The organism is Bradyrhizobium sp. Rc3b, from assembly GCF_900114915.1.
In the GTDB taxonomy this organism is placed as follows: domain Bacteria; phylum Pseudomonadota; class Alphaproteobacteria; order Rhizobiales; family Xanthobacteraceae; genus Bradyrhizobium.
Genome location: NZ_FOUS01000004.1, coordinates 172,762 through 193,972 on the forward strand (window position 1 = coordinate 172,762; position 21,211 = coordinate 193,972).

Below are 21,211 nucleotides of genomic sequence, written 5' to 3' on the forward strand. Positions count from 1 at the left end.
GGCCGACTAACCCGCCCGGATCAGATCCGCCGCCTTCTCCCCGATCATGATGGTCGGCGCATTGGTGTTGCCGCCGATCAGCGTCGGCATGATCGAGGCGTCGACGACGCGCAAGGCCTCGACGCCGTGTACCTTCAGTGCCGGATCGACCACGGCCATCGCATCCGTCCCCATCTTGCAGGTGCCGACGGGGTGATAGACCGTGTCGACGCGATTGCGCAAAATGTTGCGGATGTCGTCGTCGGTTCTCACGTCGGACGTGAACATGTCCTTCTTCTGCAGCGCGCGCAGCGCCGGCGTCTCCATCAGCCGTCGCGTGGTCTTGAAGCCCGCGACCATCGTCTCGAGATCCTCCGCTTCGCCCAAAAAGTTCGGATCGATCATGGGCGCTGCGAGCGGATCGGCGCTCTTCAGCGACACGCTGCCGCGGCTCTTCGGCCGCAGCAGGCAGACGTGACACGAGAAGCCCGCCTCCTTGTGCTTCTTGCGGCCGTGGTCGTCGAGCATCGCGATGACGAAGTGGAGCTGGATGTCAGGTACGTCGAGGTCAGGCCGGGTTTTCAAAAAGCCGCCGCACTCGGCGAAATTGGTGGTCATCAGGCCGCGCCGTTCACGGCGATAGCGCTGGATGGCACGGAGCAGGGACGGCAACCGGCCGAGCGAGGCATGAACGAAGTGCGGATAGTCGGAGGCGTAGACGAACACGAAATCCGGGTGGTCCTGCAGATTGCGCCCGACGCCGGGCAGATGATGGAGCACGCCAATGCCGTGCGTTCGAAGCGCATCGCCATCGCCGATGCCCGACAGCATCAGCAATTGCGGTGACTGGAAGGCGCCGCCGGCAAGTATCACCTCGCGGCGCGCGCGCAGCTGCTTCGTCTGCTTGCCCTGCACATATTCGATGCCGACGGCGCGCGCCCCTTCGAACAGGATTTTCGTGGCGTGTGCCCCCGTCTCGACGCGCAGATTTGCGCGCTTGTCGATGTGGGGGTGCACATAGGCGCGCGCCGCGCTCCAGCGTTCGCCATTGTGCTGCGTCACCTGATAGCTGCCGAGCCCTTCGTGATCCTCACCATTGAAGTCCTCGCGAATGCGGAACTGCGCCTCGCGTGCGGCCTGATGGAAGACATCATGGATCGGATTGTCCGCGCGGAGCCGGTTGACATGCAGTGGGCCGCCCTTGCCGTGATACTCGCCGTCGAAATCGGAATTGTTCTCCGAGCGCTTGAAATAGGGCAGCACGTCCGCATACGACCAGCCGGCATTGCCGAGCGAAGCCCAGTGGTCGTAGTCCCATTTGTGGCCGCGAATGTAGACCATGGCGTTGATCGCCGAGGAGCCGCCAAGACCCTTGCCGCGCGGCTGATAGCCAATGCGGCCGTTCAATCCCTTCTGCGGCACCGTGTCGAAGGCCCAGTTGGCCGTTTTGTAGGGCAGGGCGAGCCCAAACGGTGTGGTGATGCGCCAATTGTCGTTCGTCCCGCCCGCATCGAGCAACGCCACGGACGTCGCCGCATCCTCCGACAGCCGCCCCGCAATTGTGCAGCCGCCGGAGCCCGCGCCCACGACGACGAAATCGAATGTGTCGGTCACTTGTTTCCCCCTATCGTCACTCCGGGTTCGCGCTTCGCGCCCCGGAACGACTGCCCCTACGACGTGAACCGCATCAACTTCTCCAACCGCGCGATCTTGCCGCCATAGGGCGGATAGAGATCGGCGAGGCGGTTGAACTTGGAGCGATAGAATACCGGCTTCAACTTGCTGAACGTGCGAAAGCCCCATTCGCCGTGATAGGCGCCGGTGCCGGATGCGCCGACGCCGCCCATCGGCTGGTTGATTTGCGTGAAGTGAAACAGGCAGTCGTTGATGGTGACGCCGCCGGAGATGGTGCGGGCCAGCACCTCGTCGCGCGCGGTGCCGTCCTTGCCGAACCAGTACAGCGCCAGCGGCCGGTCGCGATGGTTGATGAAGGCGATGGCGTCAGTGGGATCGCGATAGCCGAGAATCGGGAGCACCGGCCCAAAAATCTCCTCCTGCATCGCCGCCATCGCGTCGGTCGCCCCGACGATCAGCGTCGGCGGGAATTTGCGGTGCGCCTTCCAGTTCGGATCGTCCGCTTTCGCCGGCTGCAGGATTTTGGCGCCGCGCTCCGCCGCGTCCGCTACGAGGCCTTCGAGCCGGGTGTAATGCTGGTCCGAGATGATCGAGGTGTAGTCCTTGTTCGCCGGATCGGTGCCGAACATCCGCCGCATCTGGGCGCGCACGTTCTCGGCGAAGGCCTGCAACGAGCGCTCCGGCACCAGCACATAGTCCGGCGCGATGCAGGTCTGCCCTGCATTGAGCAACTTGCCGTAGGCGATGCGCTCGGCCGCTTCATCGAGGTCGGCCGAGGCGTCGATGATCGCAGGCGACTTGCCGCCGAGCTCGAGGGTAACCGGCGTCAGGTTACGCCCCGCGGCCTCCGCGACCAGCCGCCCGACCCGGGTCGAGCCGGTGAACACGAGGTGATCGAACGGCAGGCGCGCAAACGCCTCTGCGATCTCGCCCTCGATGCCGGTGACGAGCAGCTCGGTCGCATCGAATCGCGCGGCGACCGTCTCCTTCAGCAGGCCTGCGAAGTGCGGCGTGAGCTCGCTCGGCTTGATCAGGACGCGGTTGCCGGCGGCTAGCGCGCCGATCGCAGGCGCGAGCGTGAGCTGGAGCGGATAATTCCAGGGCGCGATGATGCCGACGACGCCGAGCGGCTGCGGCATCAGCCGGTTGCGCGCCGGCAGGAATTGCAGCGCGGTCGCGACGCGCTGCGGCGCCATCCAGCTCTTGAGGTACTTTGTGGCGTGCCGGATCTCGGAAAACAGCAACATCGTCTCGGCGATGGTGGTCTCGACAGCCGAGCGGTGGCCGAAATCGGCCGAGATCGCCTGCCGGAAGCGCTCCTCATTGTCGGCGATCACGGCGCGCAGCCGCGCCAGCCGGTCAAGCCGCTCGGCAAGGCCGGCCGGCGGCTCGTCCCGCGACGGCACGACCATGTTGTGGAAGGCCTCCTCCAGCGCTCCGACCGGGGCGCTCGTCAGGGATTTGTCCACGGCGATCCTCCCTCACCGGCGTTTCAGCCTTAATCTTGTTGCCGCAAGCTGGCCCTTTGTGGAACTTCTGGCAAGAGCACAGGGAACGCAGCCAAAATCGGTCGCTTCCCCTGTCATAAAGTCGAAAAAAACGTTCCCGCAGCCCTTTCCAAAGGCAGCTCGCCTTGATACATACGCCCCGCACCCGACGGGCTTTGCCCCGGGTTGCCTTCCAAGGAAGCCTTTGGGACGGACGAGAAAAGCCACGCGAACAGCGCAGGCCTCAACCGACCGTCCCCGGGATCCAACTGAAGGCAAAGCAAGTGTTTAACGCGGGGTGGAGCAGCCCGGTAGCTCGTCAGGCTCATAACCTGAAGGTCATAGGTTCAAATCCTATCCCCGCAACCAAATTCGGATTTCACCGGATCCGATACGAAAATGGCCCGCGAAAAGCGGGCCATTTTTGTTTTGGGCGACGGATCGTCGAACTGTCTCGGGCCGTCAGCGCAATGACGATTCATTCCAGGCTCATCGCGCTTTAGTCCCGGCTGCGCACTCCGCTCGGACTGTCGCCGAACCGAAGCCGGAACAGGCGGTTGAAATGCGACACGCTGGAGAATCCGACTTGCGCGGCGATCTCGGCGATGGGCCGGTTCGGAAACCGTGTGAGCAGCGCGAAGGCGCGCTTCAACCGCAGCTCGTTGACGCGCGCGACGAATGATGCGCCGGACTGCTCGAGCAATTCCTGCAGGTAGCGCGGCGAAATGTCCTGTTGGCGCGCGACGCTTGCGACCGAAAGCGCAGGATCGGCGAAGTGCTTGCCGATATGCTCGATGGCCGATGCAAGTCGCGCCGCGGCAACGGCGCCCTTGCCTTGCTCGAGCGTGCCGCGGTTCGCGCCGATGGCGAGCGCGGCAAGGTCGTGGATGTGATTGACGATCACCTGCTGCAAGGCAGGATCGGTCGGCTCCATATCGGCCTGGATCATCCGGAGGTAGCGCAGAAACAGCTGCAGCGCCTGCTGGCGGCCGGACACCGGCTTCATGAAAACGCTGCTCACATCATGCAGGCGCTCGGCGAGCGGCGTTCGCGGAAAGAGCAGCGCGAGGTGAGTTGTCCCGCACAGCCGGCCGGGCTCGTCCGGACGTACGAGTACCGCGTCGCCGAGGTTCAGCGTCACCTCGGTACCACGCTGAAACGCCAGTGCCGACGTACCGAGATTGACGATCATTCCGACGGAGTCGTCACTGGCCGCCGCCTGCGCGCGCGTCCGCTCGAGCGCCGCCGCTGTGCCGTCGCACAGCGCCATTCGCACGCCCGGCAATCTCTGCAACATGGCCTCGGCGCGGAACGGGACCTCCGGCGCCAACGGCGCAATATCGACACTGACGATGGTCCTGCCGAACTCCTCCCGCCAGCGGGTCAGCCTGTCACGTTCGGGAAGCTCGTCCGTCGTAAACCGCGTCGGCTTTGGGTCAATGTCATCGACATGCATGGCGATTGGCACCGGGAAATTTCGGCAACCGTAACCATTCGGCTTAAGTACGGCAACGTGCATAGCGACGGTGTTATGCTGCTTTTTTCGGCGCTGGCGCGGGGAAGTGTTCGCAAAAAGAAAAGAGCGAGTTCGCAATAGATCAACGACCAGCCATCGCGCCGAACGCCCGACTCCTCATGCGACGCGCGTGCACAAGCGTGGACATCCTCGTCTCATGCGTTGCAATGCTGTTGAAACGGCGCCGCCCGTCCCTCGCTGACTCGCAATTTGCAAAGCCTGCCGCGCCTTAGATCAAGCGTGCGGAAAGCGTTGTTGCGCCTCGACGACAGCCCACGCGCGCCAACCATGCCAGATTGTCCCGAGCGCTCGATTCAACGCCGAGCGCGCCGCTGGTTACGGGTTTGTCGGCAGCGCAGCACGCCGCGCTGACAGCAGGGAATGGGACGCCAATGCGTTTCCCTCGGAGGGGGTCATGAATTTCAGCACGTTGTTCGAGCGCAGGCGAAACGCATTGCTGGCCGGCGCGGCTCTCGGCTTGCTCCTGGCAAGCGGTCTCACGACGGCGGCCCATGCCGATGGCGGAACCGGCGGTGCGACCGGCCTGGCCGTAGGCGGCGCCGGCGGTATCGGTGATGCTGGCGCAGCGGGAGGTGATGGTACGGCCGCTATCGATTCCGCTACCGATGCGGGCAGTGGAGGAGGTGGTGGTGCGGGCGGAGGTGGAAGCGGAGGCACAGGCGGGGGTTTTAGTGCCGGCGCGGGTGGCGCGGGCGGAACGGCCGGCTCTCTAAACGGGGCAAATGGCGGCAACGGTAGCGGCAGCGGGGGCGGCGGAGGCGGCGGTGGGTTCAGCGGCGGCGTCATCGGCGGCAACGGCGGCAACGGAGGTAATCCTATAGATTCTGTACTCAACGCCCCTGCTGGAAACTTTGCTTCCCGCGGGTCGGGAGGTGGTGGTGGCGGCGGCGGCGGCTCTGGCCTCGGCACCGGCGGTTCGGGAGGTGCGGGCGGGGCGGGCGGCGCAGGAGAAGTAAATGCGTCGTCGAATGGCGCGGGGGATTCTGTCATTGCGCGCGCCGCTGGTGGCTACGGCGGAAACGGCGGCGATGGCGGGATCGGAAACCTGCAAGCCGGGTCCTTTACCTTCAATGCCAACAGCATCGGCGGAGCCGGCGGCGCGGGCGGGACCGGCGGCGACGGGATCGCTGTCGCGGCGGCCACCGGCGCGGGAGGACATGCGGCTGCGATCGGAACTGGCGGCAACGGCGGTAGCGGCGGCAGTGGTCGCGCCGCTTTTGAAGTGACCGGGTTCAATATCACCGTGGTCAATACGGCGATTGCCACAGGCGGCGCCGGTGGCGCAGGCGGAAACGGCGGATTCGGGTCGGGATTGGAAACGACCGATGGGACAACCGGCACATATCTTGTGTTCGGAACTGGTGGAAACGGCGGGAACGGAGGAACTGGCGGGGCCGGTGCGGTCTTTACCGGTTCCGCCGTCACCTTCATCAACTCAGGCTCGGTGATTGCCGGAGCCGGTGGTGCTGGAGGACTCTTGGGGGGAGCGGGTGGTGGGGGCAACGGCGGCCTCAGCGGGACAAGTGACATTCGAGTGGGACTCCCCGGTGCCGGCGGCACAGGCGGAACGGGCGTCCTGTTTCAAGGAGCAGATTCGATATTCAAAAATACTGGATCAGTGGCCGGCGGAACCGGCGGAGCGGGCGTCGCTGTCGGAATGAGCGGCGCAGGTGGTGCCGCTGTTCAGTTTGCCGCTTCGGGCGCAACCCTGATCAACGCCGGCCAGATCGTCGGTGGCAATAGTGGCGCTCCCGACCCTTCCGGCACTGCAGGCGCGGGCGGTGCCGGCGTCATTGGCTCCGGCCTCACGATCACCAACAGCGGCACGATCAGCGGCGGTCTCGACGGCGGCGGAACGGTCAGGCAATTTGCGATCGAGCTAACCGGTGGCTCCAATGCCATCAGTCCGGGCGGCGCCATCACCGGCGGAATCCAATTGCAGGCTGGTTCGCTGATGCCGGCGCTGCCCGGCTCGACGGTTGGCGCAACGCTGAACGTCAACGGTCCGATGTTCCTGGCGCCAGGTTCGGCCTACACCATCCGCCTCAGTGGCGCGGCCAACGATTCCATCACCGCAACCGGCGTAGCGACGGTGTCGGGCGCAACAGTGTCGGCGACGATCTCCGGCGGTTCGGGCAGTCCTCTCGGCCAGCACACCATCATCACGGCGAGCGCGATCAGCGGCACGTTTGCCTCGTTCTCCGCGTCATCGACGTCAGCCTTCTTGCAGGAATCGCTGTCGTACGATGCGACGCACGTCTACCTGAACATCACGGGCAATGGCGCTGGCGGTAATGTGGACTTCACGACGGTCACGCAGACGGTCAATCAGTTCAACGTCGCGTCCGCGCTGAACGCGGCGGGCAACGCCAATGGCTTCAGCGGACCGCTCTTCAACGCCCTTGTGGGCCTTTCCGCTGTGCAGGCGCGTGCCGCATTCACGTCCCTTGACGGCGAAGCGGCGACAGGGGCGCAGCGCGCCTCCTTCCGCTTCATGGACCAGTTTCTCAATTTAATGCTCAACCCCTTTGTCGACGGCCATTTCGGCGCCGCCACGGGCGGTGGTGTCACCGGCTTTGCGCCGGAGGAGCAGGCCAACCTGCCGCCGGACTTGGCGCAGGCCTACGCATCGGTGTTCAAGGCGCCGCCACCTGCAAGCTTCGCGCAGCGCTGGAGCCTGTGGAATGCTGCGTTCGGCGGCAGCGGCAAGACCAGCGGCGATCCCGTGATCGGTTCGACCGACACCAGGCTCAGCACCTATGGGGTCGCCGGCGGTATCGATTATCGCCTCTCGCCCTCGACGGTGATCGGCCTGGCTGCGGCCGGCGGCGGCACCAATTGGGGATTGTCGAACAGCCTCGGCAGCGGCCGCAGCGAGTCCGCGCAAATCGGCGCTTATGCGAGGACGGTGATCGGTCCGGCCTACATCGCCGAGTCGATCGCTTTTGCCAATCACTGGTTCACGACCGACCGAACCGCGCTCGGCGGCAATCTGCGCGCGACCTTCACCGGCCAGAGCATTGGCGCGCGCATCGAAGGAGGTTACCGTCTTGCCGTGACGCCCAACTTCGGGATCACGCCCTATGCGGCGGCGCAGGCGCAGGCATTTCGCTCCGGCGCCTACAGCGAGACCGACGTGAATAATCTGGGCTTCGGCCTGACCTACGCAGCCAAGCAAGCCACCGATGTCCGAACCGAGCTCGGTGCCCGTTTTGATCATCCGACACTGCTCGGTGGCACGCCGCTGATCGTGCGCGCGCGACTGGCCTGGGCACACGATTTCGTCGATACGCCTTGGCTCAATGCAGCGTTTCAGGCGTTGCCGCTCTCGAACTTCACCGTGTTCGGCGCACCGATTCCGCACGATTCCGGCCTCGCCTCGATTGGCGCCGATTGGTACCTGAACCAGAACTGGAAACTGCTTGCCAAATTCGATGGTGAATTTGCCAAGCGCTCGGACCTCTACGCCGGCACAGTGGCGCTGCGGTACTCTTGGTGATGGCCGCGCCCCGCGCAAGGGGGCGCCAGCGATCGAGGTCAATCCGCATCGAGCGATCGTGCACGGCCGAGGCCGCCGACTGCCATGAACAATTGCGACATGCCCGCGAAGCCGCGAGCACGCATGATCAATGACAACAGAAGCCTTCAGTAAGCGAGCTTTGGATACCAGTCGGTACCGCGCCCCTCTGGCGTGGTGTCTAAGATGGTCCAGAGCGGATCGAAGTCGGGCGCGCCGCGGGGATCCTGTTGGGGGTCAGCCATCGTGGCACCCATCTCGCCGGACCAGAAATGCCGGATCGTGCCGTTGCGCTGCGTGAACACGCTGTAGCCGGGCACGTCGGCGTCCTCGGCGCTGACGTAGTCGCGCGTGTAATCGCCGGAGAGGTCGGAGAAGATCTTGTGTCGTGTCCAGCCGCGCGCCTTCTTTGCCTCGATCAACCGCGCGATCGGCGATCGCGCGATGAAGACGAAGGCGATACGCTGCTCGATGTCGGGCAATTTATGTTCCCACGTGCTCATGAATGAGGTGCACATCGGGCAGGGCGTCTGCCGCTGCGGCCCGAACATGTAGCTGTAGATCGCGAGCGTCTGCTTGCCGTCAAACAAATCGGCGAAACTCGCTTTGCCGTTCTCGCCTTCGAACACGTAGTCCTTCTTCACCTCGCCCCCGGGCGGCAGGGACCGGCGCAGTTCAGCGACACGCTCGATATGACGACGCAGTTCGATCTCCTCGGCCAGGAGGCTTTGGCGGGTGCGGCGGTAGTCGGCGCTTTCGTTGGGAAAATGAGCTTTGTTCGTGCGAGCGAGCTCGGAAGCAGGCTTCAGTATGGAACTATTCATGGCGTGACCTCTGGTTGGGGCCTCTCCGTGAAGACGTCCGGCGGCCCCTCGTTCCGACACCTACGCTCACTTATTTGACATAGCCCGAACGACACGCCGTTACGGCCGGAACCCAATTTGGATCCGGGCGTCGATATGCAATTGCGGACTTGCTTGGTTCGCCGTCGCTCGGAAGGGCTGGTCCAATGAAGTTCGAGGATTTCGAGGCCGCCGATGTTCAGGCGGAGGAAGCGCGGATTTTCATCCGTCGGGCCGGTTCGGGACCGGCAATTCTCCTGCTGCACGGATTTCCCCAGACGCATCTGATGTGGCGAGACGTTGCGCCGTTGCTCGCGCAAGACTTCACCGTAATCTGCGCCGATCTTCGCGGATATGGTCGCAGCGCTTGTCCGCCCTCCAGCCCGGACCACGCGCCATATTCGAAACGGGCGATGGCAAAGGACATGGTGTCCGTCATGACGAAGCTTGGCTTCGATCGCTTCTCGGTTGCGGGCCATGATCGCGGTGGCCGTGTCGCTTACCGGCTCGCGCTCGACCATGGCGACCGCGTGGAGCGGCTCGCCGTCCTCGACGTCGTTCCGATCGCCGATGCCTGGGAGCGTGCCGACAAGGAACTGGCGGTCGGCTATTGGCCCTGGTCGTTGCTCGCGCAGCCTGAACCTCTCCCTGAGCGGCTATTGTCCGCGGCTCCCGATGCCGTCATCGACAATGCGCTCCATGGCTGGGGGTCGCGAGCAGACAGTTTCAGTCAGGCCGTCCGGACGTCCTATGTCGAGGCGTTGCGCGATGAGGCGCATGTTCACGCGATCTGCGAGGAATATCGAGCGGCGGCGACGATCGATCATGAGCACGATCTGGCGGATCGCAATTCCGGCCGCCGGATTGATTGCCCTGTCCTGATCCTCTGGAGCCGCCGCGGCCCGTTGAATTCCTGGTATGCGAGCGAGGGCGGCCCCTTAGGGCTATGGCGGACCTGGGCCGATGACGTGCAAGGAAAGCCGCTCGATGGAGGACATTTCTTTCCGGAGGATATTCCGCAGCAGACGGCCCTTGAGCTGAATCGGTTCTTCAGGAGCGATAGCTAGTTGCGCGTTCGCAACCTGCGAAGATGGCTCGCTCGCATCCGGCGCGATGCTCGCCACGATCTTGGTGCTGTCGGCATCCGACCGCCCCTCCGGCCAAAACTGGCCGACCACGATGGTGCCTTCGACCTCCAAGAGTCCAACGGGCATCGGCCGCTCCTCTCGAACCGGCGCGGTCGCTCCCTTGAGACGGCGACCCGCGCGCGGGACGGGCGCGACCCGCGCGCGGCCCCGGCAAACAAAACGCCCGCGCACCTCAAGTGCGCGGGCGACGATCGAAGCCGGTTGCGTCTGCAGATCAAGACCTGTGCGGACAGACCATCGTCAGATTCAGCAGCGTCGGCTTGTCCGAGCCCTTCTTGTATTCCCACTCCAACCGGATCTCGTGCCGATGGGCATAGGCATCGCTTGCCGCGTGGCTGATGATCTTCGTCTTCATCGGGATCGGCGGCTCCGAGTTGAAGCATTTCCGCACGCAGGCATCGAGCAGGTCACATCGTGTCAGCGGGATGACGCCGGGCTCGTCCTTGGAGAGCGGGACCGTGTTCGGCTGGGTGCTCAGGTCGACCCGAGCCCGGCCCTTCTCCTTGTGCCAGTACTTGGCGCTGCCCTGCGGCCATATCGACGGCGGGTTCAAGATCAAATGGTATTGGCCGTATTCCAGGGTCGGCAGGTCGATGTCATCGGATGCCTTGAGCTTGGCGACGCTCTTTTTCATGTTCGCGAGGGGATAGTAATTGGCGTTCATCAAGTCTCGAAATGCCTTGCCGCTATATACCAGTCCGGCCATCGCCTCTTTCCTCGATATGTCTGTTTGTCAAAAACCGTAGCGTCTGGCCGCAACTTCGCGTCACGCGGCGGCCGATCACACAATTTGTTGTGTGCAGGCACGCTACCATCCACGACTGCACTTCGTCCAGCGAGCTACCATCCGGTAAGGTCGCGTATCCCGCAAGCCTAATTGCCATGTAGTCCTCTATTGGTAATGTAAGCTGAAGGTCTCGCGGGCGCGGGTAGCGAAGACTGCTGAGGCAGTCGTTTGAAGGCGCTGGAATGCATTGCTTCGCGTGTCAGTCGGCGATCGGTCCGGGCGATAGCTGGTGCTCCAAATGCGGAGCGGCAGTCCGCGAGCGCGCTGAGCCCGACAGCGAACGGCGGTTCGTGACCATTTTGCGCGCCGACGTCGTCGATTCCACTGGACTTGTTGCCGAGCTGGAGCCGGAGGCGGCGGTGTCGCGCCTTGAGCCGGCTCTCGCGGCGATGAGAGGCGCGGTGCGCCAGTTTGGCGGCATCGTCAGCAAGGAGCTCGGGGACGGGCTGGCCGCGGTGTTCGGTGCCCCGATCGCCGACGACAACCACGCGCCGCTCGCCTGCCACGCAGCCATCGAGCTCGTTCGGCGTGTTGGCAGCCTGGGCGATCCCGGTCTTCAGGTCCGGGTCGGGCTCCACTCGGGGCATGTGGTCGCCTACATGGTCGCCAGCGAATTTTCCAAGGTTTATGAGATCGGCGGGGCCGCCCAGCATCTGGCCGCGCGGCTGGAAGCGGCGGCCGAGGCGAACCAGGTCTACGTCTCTGAGGCCTGTCAGAAGCTGGCGGACGGGCATGTCCGCTTCGAATTCCTGGGTCGCAAGACGCTCCGCGGTTTCGGCGAGCCGATGCCCGTGTACCGGGTCATGGGCGCGAGCGATCTTTCGAGCTGGCGGGTCCGGCGTGCGCGCAGTGTTTCCCGATTTGTCGACCGCACGACGGAGCGGGCCTTGCTGTGGCGTGCGGCCGAAAGGGTCAGCGCTAGCCGCCAGACCGTTCTGCTCATGGGTGACGCCGGCATCGGAAAGTCGCGGCTTGCGCACGAGTTCGCGCAGGATCTTCGCGCCAGCGGCTGGCGGCTGATCGATGCCGAGTGCAGCCCGAATCTCCAGGGCGCGCCGTACAGCGCCCTCAAGCGATTGTTGCTGTCGATCTTCGACTTGGCCGCAAGGGATCAGGTCAGGGCGGATGATCCCAGAGGGGCGTTGCCGGCCGTGCAGCAGCGAGCCATCGACGCGGTCCTGGACCTGCCGATCTCCGATCCGCAATGGGACGAACTGGAGCCGCACGCGCGCGGTCGCGCGATTTCAGATGCGAGCTGCGCGATCGTCGAGAGCATCGCCCGTCGTCAGCGCACGATCCTTCTGATCGAAGACCTGCATTGGATCGATCGGGCCAGCGATACGGTCATGGCCACTCTCTCCGCGCTGCAATGTCCCGATTTGCTCGTGCTGCTGACCACGCGGCCCAACGGGATGCCGGTGTGGATTGCGCGCTGTCACGCAGAGATCGTGGCCATGCGGCCCCTCGACGACGATTCGGGCCTGGCCATGCTCGCGGAAATGCTCGGCCCCGCCACCACCAACGCGGACCTGAAGAACCGGATCATCTCCCACACCGCAAACGTCCCGCTGTTCATCGAGGAAGTCTGCCGCAGTCTGAAGGATAGCGGCTTACTCCTCGGTCAGTGGGGCGACCTGTCTCTTGCGCGTCCCGTGGAAGAGCTCGGCATTCCCACCAGCATTCAAGGTGTGATCGCGGCGCGGCTCGATCGCGTGTCACGACAGGAACGGTCGCTCCTGCAGATCGCCGCGGCGTTTGGCCCCCGGACAAATCAGGCCCTGCTTCGGAAGATCGCGGCCTTGCCGGAAGGCGTGCTGCAGGATTGCCTCACCGCGCTCGACCGGGCCGAACTGCTCGTCAGGATCGATAGCGAGTTGGAGGACTCGCTCGAATTTCGGCACGAGATGGTCCGGCAGGTGACCTACGATTCCATGGTCGAAAAGGTGCGCGAAAGCATCCATGCCAGCATCCTCGCAGCGCTCGAGGACGACGAGGCATCGAACGACGGGCCGGACGCGCTCTGCTATCACGCGACGAGGGCGAAGGATTGGCAGAAGGCGTTTCACCATGGCAGAAGCGCCGCTCGAAAATGTCTGGTGCGCTCAGCCTATGCCGACGCGGTCGACTATTTCGAGATCGCGATGGGGTCTCTCGACAAGACCCCGGTGACGCAAGCGCGAGAAGCAGACGCTATCGATCTCCGGATGGAGGCGCGTTTGGCCTTTGCCGGATCGGGGCGCGTCGCCGAAGCCCTGGATCTGGGACGCGAAGCCGAACGGCGCGCCGATGCAATCGACGACATCGGGCGCAAGATCGCGGCCATGACCGTGAGAGCAGGCGCGCAGAACTTCTACGGAACGCCGGTCGAAGCTGTCGCGATCGGGGAAGAGGTCGTGCGTCTGGCGGAAAGCTCAGGCAATCCCGGCTGGCGTAATCTCGCACAATATGGTCTTGGGCAGGCCTATTTTCTCTGCGGCCGCTATCATAGCGCCGAGAAGATGCTGGCCGCGGCACGTGCCGGTCTCGTGGGCTCGGCATCGAGTGCCCCGATCGGCACGACTCCACGATCCTTGCTCCTCCTCTGCTGCATGATGAACGCCATCACTCACACCGTCATGGGCGAGCTCGACACCGCCGAGCAGCTTCAGCAACAAGCGGCTGCGATCGCGGAGGAGACCGGACGTCCCTACGACCGCGTCGCCGCCGCCTATAGCGGCGGCTGCCTGATGCTCGGCCGGGGCGACCCGGCGGCGGCCGCCGCCATTCTCGAAGACGGGTTTGTGCTGGCGCAGAAGCACGGCATCCGCCTGTTCGTGCCGGTGCTCGCCTGCCACCTCGGCATGGCCTATCTGGAGCAGGGGCTGTTCGACCGGGCGCGCGGCATGCTGACCGAGGCGCGCGAGGAGGCCAAGGCGGTCGGCTACACCTCGGCGGTGCTGCGCAGCTCGATCTACCTTGCGCTCGCGACCTGCCGCCTCGGCGATGTCAGGGCCGCGCAGAACATGCTGCGCGAGGCGCGCAACACCGCCCGCCAGCAGGGGTTTTCGGGCCTCGAGGCCGAGGCCCTGTTCGGCGAAGCCGTTGTGACGCCCGCCTCGAGTACCGAGAGCAGGGCGGCCATCCTTACCGCGCTGCGCGCCGCCATCGCGATCGCCTCCGAAAGCGGCGCGGGGCCGCTCCAGCGCAAGGCCGAGGCGATGCTGACCGAGGTGCTCGCCCAGGGCAGCGAGCTGATCTGACGCCGCGCCCGGCAAGGTCTGCGCCTCACCAAACCGCCGGCCCAAAATGCCGAACGAATCTCGTAGGCAGTACAAAGGGTTAGCTACTGTGCATGGGGTTGTTTTCGACATAATTGGTTGGGCGCCGCCTCCAGACGGCTGCGAGAGGCAGCCTCGCTCACCGCAGTGACGAACCCCTTGCACCGACGCCAAGGTGGGCTACCGTCGGTGACTAGCCGCAGGGCCAGGTGACTTTTGATCTCGATTTTTTAGCATCGCATTTTGCCGGCGCCGCCATGGCGCGACGCCTACCGGATGAGGCGGGGCCATGATCACACGGGACCAGTCAGCTTTGTTGGCGCCGGTCGAGCGCGACCTCAGGCTCGATCTCTTCCGCGGCATCGGCCTATGGATGATCTTCCTCGACCACATCCCGCACGACGTCGTGGCCTGGATGACGCTACGCAATTACGGCTTCAGCGATGCGGCCGAATTCTTCGTCTTCATCTCCGGCTATCTGGTCGGCTGGATCTACGGCCCGATCGTCGCCGGCGGCTGGTTTCTCGCCGCGATGAAGCGGCTGTGGCGGCGTGCGGCCGAGCTGTATGTCGCGCACATCATGCTGTTCCTTCTGTTCACCGCGCAGATCGCCCGCACCGCGCGCCGCTTCGACAATCCGATGTACCAGCATGAGTTCAACGTGTTCAACTTCCTGGCGCATCCGGACGAGCTGATCGGGCAGGCGATCGTGCTGAAATACAAGCCGGTCAATCTCGACGTGCTGCCGCTCTACATCACGCTGGTGCTTGCCTCACCTTTCATCGTCTGGTGCCTGGTGCGCCGGCCGAACCTGACGCTCGCCGCCTCGGTCGTGCTCTACGTGCTGGCGCGCTGGTTCAACTGGAACATCGCCTCCTACCCGCCCGGCACGACCTGGTACTTCAATCCGTTCTGCTGGCAGTTGATGTTCGTGTTCGCGGCCTGGTGCGGCGTCGGCCAGATCGACAAGGTCGCCAGATGGGTGTGGTCGAGGGCGGCGATGGGTCTGGCCGCGGCCTGGCTGGTGTTCGCACTGCTGATCGTGATGACCTGGCACGTTCCCGCGCTCGAGGCGCTGATCCCGAAATGGATGATCAAGGCGATCTACCCGATCGACAAGACCGACCTCGACATGCTGCGCTTCACGCATTTCCTGGCATTGGCAATCTGGGTCACCCACTTCCTCTCGCGCAAATGGCGCGCGCTGCATGGGGTCTGGCTGCGCCCCGTGATCCTCTGCGGCCAGCATTCGCTGCCGATCTTCTGTCTCGGTGTGTTCCTGTCGTTCTCGGCGCACTGGATCCTGACGCAATACACCAAGGGCGTCTGGGAGCAGTTCGCCGTCTCCATCGTCGGCATCGTCATCATGGTCGGCGCGGCCTGGCTGCTCAACCGCGCCGAGCGCGTGCCTAACCTGTTCGTGAAGGTGACGGAGGTCGAGGAGCCGGAGATGGTCGAGAGCGCGCAGGCCGCGACCGCCGGCGCGGCTCCCGCGAGCCGCTGAAGCATCGTCCGCATTTCCGGGAGAGCCCAATGTCCAAACGTTTGTTGACGATCGCCGGCACTCTCCTGTTTCTCGCCTGCGGTGCATCGGCACAGGCGCCGTCGCCGGAGGCGATGAGCGCGGCACGCAAGCTCGTCGTCACCTTGAAGATCGCCGATCAGTACCGCGCATTGCTGCCGCAGCTCCTGCTCAAGCTTCGGCCCGTGGTCGCGCAGGACAGGCCGGAGATCGAGCGCGACTACGATGCGGTGACGGCACCCGGCTCAGAGATCTATACTCCGTTCGTAGCGTCCATGATCGAGCAGATCGCGGCGTTCTATGCCCAGAGCTTCACGGTGGACGAGCTGCGCCAGATCGAGGCGTTCTATGCCCAGCCGGCCGGGAAGAAGTTTTTGGAGAAGTCGGATGCGCTGGCGCAGGCGAGTGCGCAAATCGGCCAGGACGTCAGCCAGAAGGCCGCCGACGAACTGAAGCAGCGCCTGATCGAGGCGCTGCGCCAGAAGGGGCACAAGCTGTAGAGTCGCGCGCTAAGCCAGGAATGCGCGGAACCGCCGCAGCGCGATCAGGAAGAAGATGCCGCCGATCACGGCGAGCGCGACCAGCTGCGGCCACACCGCCTCCAGGCCCGCGCCGCGGAACAGGATCGCCTGGGCGAGCATCACGAAATGCGTGTTGGGCGCGGCCAGCATGATGTCCTGGACGAATTGCGGCATGCTCTCCCGCGGCGTCATGCTGCCCGACAGGGTCTGCAGCGGCAGCAGGATCATGATCAGCAGCAGCCCGAACTGCGGCATCGAGCCGGCGACGGTGGCGAGGAAGATGCCCATGCTGGTGGTGGCAAACAGCTGCAGCGCGGCGCCGACGAGGAACAGCGCCAGCGAACCGTCGATCGTCACCTCCAGCCATCCCTTGACGACGAATGCGATCGACAGCCCAGAGGCGACCAGCACCACGGCCCCCATCGACCAGACCTTGCTCACCATGATCTCCAGCGGCGTGACCGGCATCACCAGGAGGTGCTCGATGGTGCCGTGCTCGCGCTCGCGGATCAGCGCCGCCCCCGTCAGGATGATCGAGAGCATCGTGATCGAGGTGATCACGTGGTCGATGGCGCCGAACCAGGATTTCTTCAGCTCCGGATTGAACCGCGCCCGCAGCGCCAGCTCGATCGGCGCGGCCTGGGCATCGCGCGTATGCGCCAAAAACTCTGCGACTTCCGCGCTGACGATCTGCTCGACATAGCCGCCGCCGTTGAACGCCTGCGAGATGCGTGTCGCATCGACGTTGAGCTGGATCGTGGGCGATTTGCGCGCCAGCAGGTCGCGTTGGAAGTCGGGCGGGATGTCGAGTGCGAAAGTGTCGAGGCCGGCGTCCATCCTCCGGTCCATCTCATATTGCGAGATCAGGCGCGGCGCGGAGAAATAGGGCGCGGTGAACGCCATCTCGATGCGCGTCGAGATCGGCGAATGGTCCTCGTCGACGACCGCGATCGCGGCGCGGTTCAACGTTTCCGGCAGCGCCTTTGCGCCGGCATAAACCGCCAGCGTGAAGGAATAGACGATGAGCACGAGCAGCGTGGGGTCACGCACCAGGCCGCGCAATTCCTTGATGCCGAGCTGGAATACGTTGTCGAAGCGCATGGTCAGCGGGCCTGTTTCTTCAGCAGCATCGCGCCGGCGATCACCAGGACGGGCACCATGACTGCGAGCGCCAGGAGATCGTTGTGGAGGGTGTCGAACGCCAGGCCCTTGGAGAAGGTGCCGCGCGAGATCGTGACGAAATAGGTGGCGGGATAGAGCCGTCCAATCAGCGCGCCGGCCCCCTGCAGCGACGACACCGGGTCGATCAGCCCGGAATACTGGATGGCCGGAATCAGCGTGATCAGCACCGTGCCGAACAGGGCCGCGATCTGGCTGTTCATGAAGGCCGAGATCACCAGCCCCATGCCGGTCGTCGCCGTGACGTAAAGCAGCGCGGCGAGCGCGTAGGTCGGAAAGCTCCCAGTGAAGGGCACGCGGAAGACGACGAGGGCAAAGCCGACCAGGAGGAGGAAGTTTCCGAACGCCAGCACGACATAGGGCAGCTGCGTGCCGAGCAGGAATTCCAGCCGCGTCACCGGCGTCACGTAGAAATTGACGATCGAGCCGAGCTCCTTCTCGCGCACGACGGCGAGCGCCGCGAGCACCGCCGGGATCATCACCAGCAGCAGCGGAATAATGCCCGGCGCCATGGCGACGACGCTGATGACATCGGGATTGTAGCGATAGCGCAGCTGGAGCTGATAGGAGCCGGCGATTGCCGCCTCGCCATAGAGCTCGCGGCCCTTCTGCGCGAGCCAGGTGGCGTGGATCGCCTGGGCATAGGAGCGCAGCGTTTCGGCCCTGGTCGGATTGGCGCCGTCGACCCAGGCGCCGATCTCGACATGGCGGCCGCGGCTGACGTCGCGGCCGAAGCCCGCCGGCAGCTCGATGGCGAGCCCGATCTCGCCGGCGCGCATGCGGCGGTCGAGATCGGCGTAATCGGTGATAGGGGATTTTTCGGTAAAATAGCGCGAGCCCGCGATCTGGAGGCTGTAGTCGCGGCTGATCGCGCTGTCGTCGCGGTCGAGCACGGCGAAGGTCAGGTTCTCGACGTCCATGCTGATGCCATAGCCCAGCACGAACAGCAGCAGCACGCTGCCGAGGATTGCGAGCGTGGCGCGGATCGGGTCGCGCCGCAGTTCGAGTGCCTCGCGCCGGGAATAGGCGAGCATGCGCGTCGGATTGAACGTCGCACCGCGCTTGCGCGGCGGCTCCGCTGTCGCGGCCGGTAGGGGCGATGCGATCGCAGGCTGGCCGGCCGGCTCCGCCGTATCCGCGATCGCCTCCTCCAGGCAGGCGATGAAGGCCTGCTCCAGCGTCGCGGTGCCGCGCGCGGCCACGATCGCGGCGGGGGTGTCCGACGTCAGCACCTTGCCCGCATGCATCAGCGAGACCCGGTCGCAGCGCTCGGCCTCGTTCATGAAATGGGTCGAGACGAAGATGGTGACGTTGTCCTTGCGGGAGAGCTCGGCGAGGATCTGCCAGAAGCGGTCGCGGGCGACCGGGTCCACGCCGGAGGTTGGCTCGTCGAGGATGAGGATGTCGGGCGCATGGATCATGGCCACCGCCAGCGACAATCGCTGCCGCAGTCCGAGCGGCAACGCATCGGGCAGGGCGTCGGCGACGTCGGCGAGGTCGAACCGGCCGATCATCTCTTTGATGCGCGCGGCGACGGTGTCCGCCGGCAGCCCGAACAGCCGCGCATGCAGGTCGAGATTTTGCGCGACCGTGAGCTCCGAATAGAGCGAAAAGCCCTGCGACATGTAGCCGATGCGCCGCCGCACCGACATGTCGCCGGCATCGATGGTCTTGCCGAACAGCCGCGCGGTGCCTTCGCTTACGGGCAGGAGGCCGGTGAGCATCTTCATGGTCGTGGTCTTGCCGCACCCGTTCGAGCCGAGGAAGCCGAAGATCTCGCCCTTCCTGATGCGGAAGCTGACGTCGTCGACGGCGACGAAGCCGTTGAACCGTCGGGTCAGGTGGTCGGCCTCGATCGCGATCTCGTCCTGGTCCTCGGCGCGCGGCGGGATGACGACATTGGTGTAGTTGCTGCGATCCGCCTCAGGCAAAAGACGAATGAAGGCGTCATCGAGCGTATCCGCTCCGGTCTGCCGCTTGAGCTCGGCAGGCGTTCCGGTCGCCAGCACGCGGCCGGCATTCATCGCGATCAGGACATCGAACTGCGCGGCCTCTTCCATGTAGGCGGTCGATACGATCACGCTCATGCCGGGCCGGCTGTCGCGGATCGAGCTGATTAATTCCCAGAACTGGCGGCGCGACAGCGGATCGACGCCGGTGGTCGGCTCGTCCAGGATCAAGAGCTCGGGATCGTGGATCAGCGCGCAGCACAGGCCGACCTTCTGCTTCATGCCGCCGGAGAGTTTTGCCGCCGGCCGGTCGGCGAAAGCCGTGAGCCCGGTGTCGCGCAGCAGGCCGGCGATCCGCCGGTGCCGCTCGGCCTTGTCATGTCCGAACAGGCGGCCGAAGAAGTCGATGTTCTCGAACACCGACAGCGTCGGATACAGATTCTTACCGAGGCCCTGCGGCATGTAGGCGATGTCGGGGCACACGTTGCGGCGATGGCGCGAACTCGCCATATCGCCGCCGAGGACGTTGATGCGCCCCTGCTGGATCGCGCGAGCGCTGGCGATCAGCGACAGCAGGCTCGATTTGCCGACGCCGTCGGGGCCGATCAGTCCGACCATGCAGCCGGACGGCAGGTCGAGCGTGATGGCATCGAGCGCCCGGGCCTTGCCATAGCTCAGGCCCACGCCTTCGAGATGCACCACGCTGCCGCGCCCGGCAGGCAGCTCGGCTGCGGCCGTCGTGCTCATCTCGTCAGCTTGATGTTGAGATTGCCGGGCCATTGCGCGGCCGGATCGAGCTGCACATAGGCCATGCCGGGCAGGCCGGTCTTCACATGCTCGATGTGCTGGCGCAGCAGCTCCGGCGCGATATGCGCCTTGATGCGGAACATCAGCTTCTGGCGTTCCTCCTCGGTCTCGACGGTCTTGGGCGTGAACTGTGCGACGTCGGCGACGAAGGTGGCCTTGGCGGGGATCACGTATTGCGGGATGGCGTCGAGCACGAGGCGAACCTCGGCGCCCATCGCGACGCGCCCGGCATCGGCCGTCGGCAGGAAGAACGTCATGTAGACGTCGCCGAGATCGACCATGTTGAGGACGCGGCCGCCGGCGGCGAGCACCTCGCCGGGCTGCGACACGCGATACTGCACGCGGCCGTCGCGCGGCGCCTTCAGCACGCTGTCGTTGAGGTCGGCATTGATGCTCTCGATCGCGGCCTTCGCGGCGTCGACCGAGGCGCCGGCGTCGATCACCATGGCGCGGGAGGAGCTGATCGCAGCCTCGGATGCGGCGACCTGAGCGTGGGACGCGGCGAGCGCCGCCTTGGCCGTGGCGTTGGCGGAGCGGTCGTCGTCCAGCACCTGCTGCGATACCGCACTGGTTCTGATCAGTTGCTCGGAACGATCGAGCTTGCGGCTCGTGGTGTCGAGCTGAGCGATGCGCTGGTCGACCACGGCCTCGGCGGCCTTGCGTTCGGCTTCGCGCTGGTTCACCAGGCTCTTCGCGGTCTCGACATTGATCGTCGCGCGCTTGAGCTGCGCCTCGGCCTGGCGGCGCTGGGCCTGCAATTGCTCGGTGTCCATGCGCGCCAGGACCTGGCCCGCGCGCACGAAGTCGCCTTCGTTGACCAGGATCTCGCGAATCCGGCCCGGCGTCTTGGTCGCGATGTCGATCTCGACCGCCTCGATGCGGCCGTTGCCGCGGGCGAAGCCTGCCGGCAGTGTGTTGGTATCGCGGTGCTGCCAATAGTAATAGCCGCCGCCAGCAACGAGCACGGCGATCGCGGCGATGACGCGACCCGGGGTGAAGTTCATCTGTTCAAAACGCCGTGAGGCGGCGCCCACTGTTGAGACA

The 21,211-nt window shown here is 65.0% G+C and carries 13 protein-coding genes and 1 tRNA gene; 6 read left to right on the forward strand and 8 right to left on the reverse strand.

Going from position 1 to position 21,211, the window contains the following annotated elements; genetic code table 11:
- Positions 1–6: 6 nt before the first annotated feature.
- Entirely contained in the window at positions 7–1,593 is a 1,587-nt protein-coding gene (locus BM190_RS10830) for a GMC family oxidoreductase (RefSeq protein WP_092254247.1), read from the reverse strand.
- 56 nt (positions 1,594–1,649) lie between these two features.
- On the reverse strand, positions 1,650–3,026 hold the full coding sequence (locus tag BM190_RS10835) for a coniferyl aldehyde dehydrogenase (RefSeq protein ID WP_246785988.1): 1,377 nt from the start codon (positions 3,024–3,026) through the stop codon (positions 1,650–1,652).
- A 367-nt stretch (positions 3,027–3,393) separates the two neighbouring features.
- Here BM190_RS10835 and BM190_RS10840 point away from each other — a divergent pair.
- Positions 3,394–3,470 (forward strand) — tRNA-Met (locus tag BM190_RS10840).
- A 130-nt stretch (positions 3,471–3,600) separates the two neighbouring features.
- Here BM190_RS10840 and BM190_RS10845 read toward each other — a convergent pair.
- Complete coding sequence (locus BM190_RS10845) at positions 3,601–4,557, reverse strand: AraC family transcriptional regulator (protein WP_177237028.1); 957 nt, start codon at positions 4,555–4,557, stop codon at positions 3,601–3,603.
- 475 nt (positions 4,558–5,032) lie between these two features.
- Here BM190_RS10845 and BM190_RS41600 point away from each other — a divergent pair, with 475 nt between their 5' ends.
- A complete protein-coding gene (locus BM190_RS41600; protein ID WP_143109034.1) occupies positions 5,033–8,137 on the forward strand; it encodes an autotransporter family protein in 3,105 nt (1,034 codons plus the stop codon).
- A 146-nt stretch (positions 8,138–8,283) separates the two neighbouring features.
- Here BM190_RS41600 and BM190_RS10860 read toward each other — a convergent pair whose 3' ends face one another.
- Positions 8,284–8,979 carry a DUF899 family protein gene (locus BM190_RS10860; RefSeq protein ID WP_092254257.1) on the reverse strand — a complete coding sequence of 232 codons (696 nt, stop codon included), beginning with the start codon at positions 8,977–8,979 and terminating at the stop codon, positions 8,284–8,286.
- Between the two features lie 185 nt (positions 8,980–9,164).
- Between BM190_RS10860 and BM190_RS10865 the strand changes: the two genes are divergently transcribed.
- Entirely contained in the window at positions 9,165–10,064 is a 900-nt protein-coding gene (locus BM190_RS10865; protein ID WP_092254259.1) for an alpha/beta fold hydrolase, read from the forward strand.
- A gap of 295 nt (positions 10,065–10,359) precedes the next feature.
- On the opposite strand, the gene BM190_RS10870 is transcribed toward BM190_RS10865, so the two are convergent.
- Complete coding sequence (locus tag BM190_RS10870) at positions 10,360–10,851, reverse strand: hypothetical protein (RefSeq protein WP_018321397.1); 492 nt, start codon at positions 10,849–10,851, stop codon at positions 10,360–10,362.
- Positions 10,852–11,114: 263 nt separating this feature from the next.
- Here BM190_RS10870 and BM190_RS10875 point away from each other — a divergent pair, with 263 nt between their 5' ends.
- The 3 genes from BM190_RS10875 (at position 11,115) to BM190_RS10885 (ending at position 16,211) form a co-directional block, all read left to right on the forward strand.
- Positions 11,115–14,171: an ATP-binding protein gene (locus BM190_RS10875; protein WP_092254261.1), complete on the forward strand. Its 3,057-nt coding sequence runs from the start codon at positions 11,115–11,117 to the stop codon at positions 14,169–14,171.
- A gap of 307 nt (positions 14,172–14,478) precedes the next feature.
- Positions 14,479–15,693, forward strand: a complete 1,215-nt coding sequence (locus BM190_RS10880; protein WP_092254263.1) for an OpgC domain-containing protein — start codon at positions 14,479–14,481, stop codon at positions 15,691–15,693.
- A 29-nt stretch (positions 15,694–15,722) separates the two neighbouring features.
- Entirely contained in the window at positions 15,723–16,211 is a 489-nt protein-coding gene (locus tag BM190_RS10885) for a DUF2059 domain-containing protein (RefSeq protein ID WP_092254265.1), read from the forward strand.
- A 9-nt stretch (positions 16,212–16,220) separates the two neighbouring features.
- Here BM190_RS10885 and BM190_RS10890 read toward each other — a convergent pair whose 3' ends face one another.
- Genes BM190_RS10890 through BM190_RS10900 form a run of 3 tightly spaced genes read right to left on the reverse strand, consistent with a single transcriptional unit; the run spans position 16,221 to position 21,171 of the window.
- Positions 16,221–17,333 (reverse strand): ABC transporter permease, encoded by a 1,113-nt coding sequence (locus BM190_RS10890; RefSeq protein WP_018321401.1) that lies wholly within the window; start codon positions 17,331–17,333, stop codon positions 16,221–16,223.
- A 2-nt stretch (positions 17,334–17,335) separates the two neighbouring features.
- Positions 17,336–20,107: a ribosome-associated ATPase/putative transporter RbbA gene (gene rbbA / locus BM190_RS10895; protein ID WP_177237029.1), complete on the reverse strand. Its 2,772-nt coding sequence runs from the start codon at positions 20,105–20,107 to the stop codon at positions 17,336–17,338.
- Positions 20,104–21,171: an HlyD family secretion protein gene (locus BM190_RS10900; protein WP_092254269.1), complete on the reverse strand. Its 1,068-nt coding sequence runs from the start codon at positions 21,169–21,171 to the stop codon at positions 20,104–20,106. Before BM190_RS10900 ends, rbbA begins: the two co-directional genes overlap by 4 nt.
- Between the last annotated feature and the right edge of the window lie 40 nt (positions 21,172–21,211).